The 7624-nt window shown below is 33.4% G+C and carries 8 protein-coding genes; 4 read left to right on the forward strand and 4 right to left on the reverse strand.

Going from position 1 to position 7624, the window contains the following annotated elements; genetic code table 11:
• The 4 genes from RWR88_RS08160 to RWR88_RS08175 all read right to left on the reverse strand — a co-directional run.
• On the reverse strand, positions 1 to 1197 hold a 1197-nt coding region (locus RWR88_RS08160; RefSeq protein WP_314451735.1), incomplete at its 3' end, for a PHP domain-containing protein.
• Positions 1198 to 1284: 87 nt separating this feature from the next.
• Positions 1285 to 2547: an RIP metalloprotease RseP gene (rseP, locus tag RWR88_RS08165; protein WP_314348846.1), complete on the reverse strand. Its 1263-nt coding sequence runs from the start codon at positions 2545 to 2547 to the stop codon at positions 1285 to 1287.
• Between the two features lie 9 nt (positions 2548 to 2556).
• Entirely contained in the window at positions 2557 to 3357 is an 801-nt protein-coding gene (locus tag RWR88_RS08170) for a phosphatidate cytidylyltransferase (RefSeq protein ID WP_314451737.1), read from the reverse strand.
• On the reverse strand, positions 3354 to 4118 hold the full coding sequence (locus tag RWR88_RS08175; protein WP_314451742.1) for an isoprenyl transferase: 765 nt from the start codon (positions 4116 to 4118) through the stop codon (positions 3354 to 3356). The genes RWR88_RS08170 and RWR88_RS08175 overlap by 4 nt, the downstream gene beginning before the upstream one ends.
• Before the next feature lie 200 nt (positions 4119 to 4318).
• On the opposite strand from RWR88_RS08175, the gene def reads away from it, so the two are divergent.
• The 4 genes from def to RWR88_RS08195 all read left to right on the forward strand — a co-directional run bounded on the left by def (position 4319) and on the right by RWR88_RS08195 (position 7550).
• Entirely contained in the window at positions 4319 to 4876 is a 558-nt protein-coding gene (gene def / locus RWR88_RS08180; protein WP_314077917.1) for a peptide deformylase, read from the forward strand.
• Positions 4869 to 5567: an HAD family hydrolase gene (locus tag RWR88_RS08185; protein WP_314451740.1), complete on the forward strand. Its 699-nt coding sequence runs from the start codon at positions 4869 to 4871 to the stop codon at positions 5565 to 5567. The genes def and RWR88_RS08185 overlap by 8 nt, the downstream gene beginning before the upstream one ends.
• A 70-nt stretch (positions 5568 to 5637) precedes the next feature.
• Positions 5638 to 5853 (forward strand): DNA-directed RNA polymerase subunit epsilon, encoded by a 216-nt coding sequence (locus RWR88_RS08190; RefSeq protein WP_227931480.1) that lies wholly within the window; start codon positions 5638 to 5640, stop codon positions 5851 to 5853.
• A complete protein-coding gene (locus RWR88_RS08195; RefSeq protein WP_314348842.1) occupies positions 5853 to 7550 on the forward strand; it encodes a ribonuclease J1 in 1698 nt (565 codons plus the stop codon). The genes RWR88_RS08190 and RWR88_RS08195 overlap by 1 nt, the downstream gene beginning before the upstream one ends.
• Positions 7551 to 7624 lie beyond the last annotated feature (74 nt).

Genomic DNA, 7624 nt, shown 5'->3' on the forward strand with positions numbered 1-7624 from the left:
GTATAAGATTTTAATATTATTTCCTTTTCCTGCTCCATGAGCTTCTGGATACGATTGTAAGTTTGCATGGTCTGTAATGGCTACAGCAGGATGTCCCCATTTTGCTGCTTGTTTCACTAAATCACTCGCAGAATTCGTTGCATCCATGACCGACATATTTGTATGCAAATGCAATTCAATACGTTTTTGGTCCTCTGGCGCACGATCGATTCGTCCAATATGCTCCACTTTATTCATATCTCGAACGATCATATTTAATTCTTGAGAAAATTTATTAATCTCAATATTTCCATACGCTTTTACCCATGTTCCTTTTTTTAAGGCAGCTAAACGTTCTTCATCTTCAGCTGTTGAGGGGAATAAAGTTACCCCAATAGATGAAGTGTAATCTGTCATTTTAATATTCGCAAAAGACTTTCCACTTGCTTTTCTTGTACGAATTTCAATATCAAAAATTTGTGCCTCAACTAATACATTTCGCTCTTCTTCATAAATATCTGCAATCTCTCTTGTTTCTAAATTACTACGAATCGCTTTTCCATATAAAATAGATGAATCTGAATTAACTGAAGCAGGTTTAGGCGCTGCTGTTTCTTGAACTTCTTTTTGTTGAACAACTTTTTCTTGATACTCTTGTTCAATCGTTTCATGTTTGATCCTTAAATCTTCTTCTAATTGAGTACCCAATTCGTCATTGACAATAATATCCACACCCATTTTTGGAAAACCAAAATTCTCAAAGTATTGTTGAATTTTTTTGATGTAATTTTCATTGACATGAGATTTAGTAATTTCATTTGGACAATGAAATTGTATTTTTTTCTGATTCCAAGTAGGGCTTTGTCCTGATAGTAATTGAACTACAAGAGGTGATTCTTGTTGTAATTGGAAGAGAACTATTTCCCAATACGCTTGAATTTGTTCTTGGGTAATTTGAGACTCTTCTCTCGTTTTGACTACTAATCTTACCTGAGCAATTTTTTCATAAGTCTGTTTCAATTGTTCATAGAAACGTTTGAATTTCTCGTACTGTATCACATGATTCGTCTCAATATTAAAACACCATTCCGGAATACTTTTGGTAATATCAATTTTTGTTAATGAGGCTTGATCAAAATCTGGTTGTAAAAACTCATCCGTATCTAGCTGCAATTGATTCATTAACGTTAAAAATAATTGTTGTTGATGTTCCGACACTTGAGCACTCCTCTCTATAACTGAAAAAATAAGTGTGGTTTTCTATTCTGTTATTATAGAAAACCATCACTTACCTCCTGTTACTTGTTAAAATAATTTACTAATATCATTCCATGTTACTAAAATCATTAAAATGATTAAGAATACTGCACCTGCAATTGTAATATAAGATTCATACTCCTCTTTTAGAGGTTTCTTACGAATCCCTTCGATGATATTTAATACTAATTTACCTCCATCTAAAGCTGGAATTGGTAATAAATTCATCATTCCTAAGTTGGCACTAATTAATCCTAAGAAATTCAAAATAGAAATAAATCCACTTTGAGCCACTTGGGAAGTTAGTGAGAACATGGCTACTGGACCACCTAATTGATTAATCGAAAATCCTTTTGTAAAGAATGATGCAATTGTTAAGAATACAGAACTAATGACAAACCATGTTTGAGTAAATCCATAGAGTATTTTAGACAATACATCTGTTTTCTTCGCAGATTCAATTCCTAAAACACCAACTTTAGATCCGTTCGATAAATCATACGCTTTAGGCGTTACCACAATGGTTTGTTGATTTCCATTTCGTTCAATCACAAGTTTTGTTTCAAGGTCAGCACGTGGAGAAATTTGTTTACTAATATCTCCCCATTTTTTTACTGCTTGTCCTTCAATTTCAATAATTTTATCGCCAACTTGTAATCCGGCTACTTGAGCTGCAGATTCACTTGCAAAGTTTCCAACTACTGCTTCATTAGAAGGAACTCCTCCTGCTAAAAATGCCACGATAATAAATGTAATAATCGATAAAATAAAATTATTCATCGGTCCCGCAAAATTTGTTAACATACGGTCTTTTAAACTAGCAGAATTAAATTGACGTTCAATTGGAGCAACAGATACTTCAGTACCATCTTCTTCAATAATGGTTGCTGTTTTAGAAACCTTTAATTTTTCTAATTTTTCTGTTTGAGGTTTATATCCTTTTACTACCATCTTTTTTTCTAAATCACAAGATTCAATTTGGAAAGGAATACCTTGTTCTAATTCAGTTGATGGATCAAATGAAATTTGCTGAACAATTCCATCTTCTAATCGAAGTGTCACCATCATACCAGGTTTAATCTCTTGATCACTTTCCTCATGACCTGCCATACGAACATATCCACCAACGGGTAGTAATCGTAATGTATAAACCGTCTCACCTTTACGCACTTGGAATACCTTTGGTCCCATTCCAATGGCAAATTCTTTTACTAAAATACCTGCACGTTTTGCAAAATAAAAGTGTCCAAATTCATGAATAGTCACAATGACACCAAATACAAATATAAATGCAATAATTGTTTTAATCATATGTCCTCCTTAATGAGTACCAATAAATTTCAATACAATTTGAAACATAAACATTGCAAAAAATGTTGAATCAAATCGGTCTAATACTCCTCCATGACCTGGAAAAATTTTCCCAGAATCTTTTACATTAAATCTACGTTTATAAGCAGATTCTACTAAATCACCTAATTGTCCAAATACGGATAAGGCAATCATTAAAATAGTCATTTCAATAAAATGAAATCCTAGTGGGTTAAATAATTTTAAAGCAATAGTCCCTAAACCAATCGCTCCAATCACTCCACCAATAGAACCTTCAATTGTTTTATTCGGACTAATCGCTGGAGCTAATTTATGTTTGCCAAAAGCTCTTCCTGTAAAATAAGCAAACGTATCAGTTCCCCATATAATACAGAAAACAAAAACGACCATTCCAAAACCATATTCACGTACATATAAAATTCCGGAAAATCCTCCACCAACATATAAAGCTATAAGAGATAAGAAACTGACATCCTCAATAAATAATGTCTCACTTTTATATACCGTTAATGACATTAATAACATGACACAAAGGAAGAAAATATAAAAGAAATCAACTCCTACTGGCAATTCAATAATTGGCGCTCTTGCAAAAATAATCGATAGGGTAGCTATAAGAGTTAAGACTCCTTCAATAGAAAAAATAGATAATTTCTTCATTTGAAAAAATTCAAAAATAGCAACAAATGATAAAAATGCAATAACTGCTTTTAATAAATGTCCACCTATGATTAAAACAGGAATAAACAACATCAAGGTAACAATGGCAGTGATGATCCGTGTCTTCATGAAATTAATCCTCCATATCGTCTCTGACGTTTCTGGTACGTTAAAATCGCTTCTTCTAGATCTTCTTTACTAAAATCTGGCCAAAAAATATCTGTAAAATAATATTCACTATAGGCTAATTGCCATAAAAGAAAATTACTTAACCGTTGTTCGCCACTTGTACGAATCATTAAATCTGGCTCTGATAAATCTCCTAAAAAATTCGTTTGTAAATGGTTCGCAAATACTTCTTCATTAATAGATTCCGCATCATACTCACCATTAAAAACATCTACTGCAATTTCTTTTACTGCTTGGAGAATTTCTGCTCTAGAACCATAATTTAAAGCAAAACATAGCGTCATTCCTGTATTGTCTTTTGTATCCTCAACAGCTTTTTCAACGACTCTTCTTGTTGCTTCAGGCAATTGATCGATAAATCCAATTAAACGGATACGCATATTTCTCTCTTGCAATTCAGGCATAAATGAACTAAAAAAGTCACCCGGAAGTTTCATTAAAAAGCTCACTTCTTCGGTTGGTCTCTTCCAATTTTCTGTACTAAACGCATACATTGTCATAGCCTTTACTCCTAATTCATCTGCAGCAATGGCTATTCTTTTAACCGTACTCATTCCCTCTTTATGACCAGCAATTCGAGGTAAATTTCTACTTTTCGCCCAACGTCCATTACCATCCATAATGACAGCAATATGTTGAGGAATATTTGTCTTATCTAATTCAATAGTTTTCGTTTCTTTTTTCTTTTTCCAAAAAAGCATCATTTCAATTCCTTTACTTATGAAATACTCTTTCATTGTAACAGAAAAAGAGCACATTGGGTAGTTTATTCCCTCCTTTTAAACCATTCTTAGAGAATGAAGGATAAACTCTTAAAACTCACTTTCTAGCATGGTTTTCTTTTCAAAAAAATGCTATAATGCTAAAGGAAAAGAAGCAAATAGGAGGTAGAAAAATTAAAATGATTACAATGAAAGATATTGTCTTAGAAGGTCATCCTGCCTTGAGAAAGCGAGCGGAAAAAATTAGTTTTCCATTATCAGATGACTTACAGCATTTAGCAAAAGAAATGCTAGAATTTCTACATAATAGTCAAGATGAAGAAATTGCTGCAAAATATGAATTACGTGCTGGAGTTGGTTTAGCTGCTCCACAATTAGGAAAAGAAATTCAAATGATTGCTCTTTTAATTCCTGGTTATGAAGATGAACCTGCCCTACTTGATGAAGTATGGATTAATCCTCGTATTTTAAGAGAATCTGTTAAAAAAACTTGCTTAAAAGAAGGCGAAGGATGTTTATCCGTTAATCGAGAAGTTCCTGGAGTGGTATTAAGACCACAGCGAATTACAGTGAAATATTTCACACCAGAAGGTGAAGAAAAAGTTAAAACATTGACAGACTATGAAGCCATTGTGGTTCAACATGAAATTGACCACTTAAACGGAGTCATGTTCTATGATCATATTAACCAAACTCAACCACTTTATATTCCAGAAGGAGCTGTCGTAATTGGATAAGAAAATTGCAGTGATATTTGATTTAGATGATACCCTTTATTCTAAAAATGAAGTATTTTTTAAAACGTTTTGTCGATTTGCAACACCTAATATTGATGCCAAAATGCTCTACCATTTTTATCAAGTAAGAAGTAACGAAGCCTTTGAACAATTTACAGCAGGAAATATGACTTTAAAAGAATCTCATAATGACAGAGTTTTTAAAACTTTTAAAGATGTAGGAATTGACCTTTCTCCTGAACAAATCCAAGATTTTCATAAAGCTTATCAAGATACTTTAAATGCAATTACTCTTTCTGAGGAATGGATTGAGGTATTTCAACAATGCAATAAAGAATCATATCAAATCGCTATTTTGACGAATGGTCCAACCGACCATCAGAAAAATAAACTGTACCAATTAAACTTATCCAACTGGATTTCTGAAGATTTTTGGTTTATCTCTGAATCCATTCAAGCTAAAAAACCAAGTATCCAAGCTTTTCATCATGTCGAGTCAAAAATTTCTGCTGATGAATATTTTATGGTCGGAGACGATATCCATTCAGATATTAAAGGAGCTATTCAAGCAAATTGGCATCCGATTCAATTTACAAAATATCATCAAATGGATGCAGGAAATCTCTCTTGTGATGTAGCTAAAGAACCGAAGGATGTATTTCCTATCATCCAACAAAAACTACACAGATAATTGTACTTAAAGTGTACTTTTGTGTTAAAATAATTTTTGAAAATAAATTGAACAAATAAGGAGTTATAAAATGATTTTTAAAATTACTTACCAACCATCAAAAAATGAAGCACCACGTCGTGAAAATACTTTATCTCTATATGTAGAAGCTCAAGATAAAGTGGAAGCTCGTCGCCTAGTTGACGAAAATACTGAATATAATGTTGAATTCATTCAAGAATTAGATGAAAAACATTTAGCATATGAACAAAAAAATCCTGATTTCAAAGTTACGGTGTTTAACTAATGAAACCAACAATCAAAAATAATGAAACGGGCGTATTCGCTTTTGGTGGTTTAGGTGAAATCGGAAAGAATACCTATGGCGTCCAATTCCAGGATGAATTAATTATTTTAGATGCTGGAATTAAGTTCCCTGAAGATGATTTATTAGGAATTGACTATGTTATTCCTGACTATAGCTATATTATTCAAAACCAAAGTAAAGTAAAAGGTCTCTTCATCTCTCATGGACACGAAGACCATATTGGTGGTATTCCTTTCTTAATTAAACAAGTGAATATTCCAATTTATGCGACTAAATTGGCAATGTCACTTATTCGAAACAAACTTGAAGAACATGGCTTACTTCGAGATGCTATCTTACATGAAATAGATGAAGATTCGGTTATTAAATTTAGAAAAACTCAAGTAAGTTTTTACCGCACTACTCACTCTATTCCAGATGCATTCGGTATTGTCATTAAAACTCCTCCTGGAAATATTGTATTTACGGGAGACTATAAATTCGACTTCACACCAGTAGGTCAACCAGCTAATTTACACAAAATGGCTCAAATTGGTGAAGAAGGTGTCCTAGTTCTTTTAGGAGATAGTACGAACTCAGAAGTTCCAGGATTCACGAAATCAGAACAAGTCGTTGGACAATCGATTAAAGAAATTATCCAACGTGTAGAAGGTCGTATTATTTTCGCTACTTTTGCATCAAATGTTTCTCGTTTAAAACAAGTAACAGATGTTGCAGTAGCAACTGGACGTAAAATTGCTGTCTTTGGACGCAGTATGGAAGCTAGTTTTGCTACTTCTCGTGAATTAGGATATATTTCTGCACCAGATGATACATTTATCGATGGTCGTGATATTAACCAATATCCTGCTGAAGAAGTCATTATTTTATGTACAGGATCGCAAGGTGAACCGATGGCAGCCTTAAGCCGTATTGCCAATGGAAATCATCGTCAAATTTCTGTACAACCTGGAGATACGGTCATCTTCTCAAGCTCTCCTATTCCTGGAAATACAGCTGCAGTAAATCGTGTAATTAACTTACTATCTGAAGCTGGAGCTGAAGTCATTCATGGTAAATTAAATAATATTCATACTTCAGGACATGGTTCTCAAGAAGAACAAAAACTAATGTTACGATTAATGAAACCAAAGTATTTCATGCCCGTTCACGGTGAATACAGAATGCAAAAAATCCAAGCTAACTTAGCAAGTCAAGTTGGAATTCCTAAAGAAAATTCATTCATTTTAAGTAATGGAGATATTTTAGCAGTAACAAGTGACTCTGCTCGTCGTGCTGGACATTTCTATGCTGGAGATGTTTATGTAGACGGAAATGGTATTGGAGATATCGGAAATATCGTTTTACGTGACCGTAAAACTTTATCTCAAGACGGTTTAGTAATTGTCGTTGCAACTGTTGATTATGATGAACGTGAATTAGTAACAGGACCTGAAATTTTATCTCGCGGATTTATTTATATGCGTGAATCCGGTGAATTATTAAACCAAGCTCAACAAGTGTTAAAAGAAGAATTACAAGCCTTCATTAATGAAGCTGATGAGCCTTTAAATGAGAGATCATTACGTAATCTCATTATCGATACGTTAAATCCTTATTTATATAAACAAACCGCTCGTCGCCCAATGATTTTACCAGTCTTAATGGGTGTTAGCGCAGAAGATGTTGAAGAATAGAAAAAGACGACTCGCGTCGTTGAAGTGACCCCAAAAAGTTAGACTTTTTTTGAGACGACTTAAGTCGTCTCTTT

Origin of the sequence: uncultured Granulicatella sp. (genome assembly GCF_963528195.1) — a bacterium.
Classification (GTDB): Bacteria; Bacillota; Bacilli; order Lactobacillales; family Aerococcaceae; genus Granulicatella.

Coding starts and splice junctions, on each gene's coding strand:
- rseP (WP_314348846.1), bottom strand. CDS start 2,547: ATGATTAAAACAATTATTGCATTTATATTTGTATTTGGTGTCATTGTG.
- RWR88_RS08170 (WP_314451737.1), bottom strand. CDS start 3,357: ATGAAGACACGGATCATCACTGCCATTGTTACCTTGATGTTGTTTATT.
- RWR88_RS08175 (WP_314451742.1), bottom strand. CDS start 4,118: ATGCTTTTTTGGAAAAAGAAAAAAGAAACGAAAACTATTGAATTAGAT.
- def (WP_314077917.1), top strand. CDS start 4,319: ATGATTACAATGAAAGATATTGTCTTAGAAGGTCATCCTGCCTTGAGA.
- RWR88_RS08190 (WP_227931480.1), top strand. CDS start 5,638: ATGATTTTTAAAATTACTTACCAACCATCAAAAAATGAAGCACCACGT.
- RWR88_RS08195 (WP_314348842.1), top strand. CDS start 5,853: ATGAAACCAACAATCAAAAATAATGAAACGGGCGTATTCGCTTTTGGT.